This is a genomic window from Polynucleobacter sp. AP-Latsch-80-C2, from assembly GCF_018882185.1.
In the GTDB taxonomy this organism is placed as follows: Bacteria; Pseudomonadota; Gammaproteobacteria; order Burkholderiales; family Burkholderiaceae; genus Polynucleobacter.
Window position 1 is genome coordinate 1 of record NZ_JACVOY010000056.1, and the last position, 218, is coordinate 218.

1 protein-coding gene is annotated in these 218 nt (G+C 50.0%); it reads left to right on the forward strand.

The features are described from left to right. The coding region (locus ICN47_RS12855) for a hypothetical protein (RefSeq protein ID WP_216220304.1) at nucleotides 1-218 on the forward strand (218 nt) is incomplete at both ends.

The window sequence follows — 218 nt, forward strand, 5'->3', positions numbered from 1 at the left end:
TAATACCCATAGCTTAAATCTCAATGCCGGTACTGGCGCAGTGAGCGTAGCCGGAATGACCGGTTTATCGAGCTTCTCTACCACCACGAGCGGCATCACCTTAAACGGTTCAATCACCACCACCGGTACTCAAACCTATACTGGCGCAGTGACACTGGGTAGTGATGTGGTTCTGACTACAGGCGGTAGTACCGGTCAAAACATAAGCTTTAGCTCAA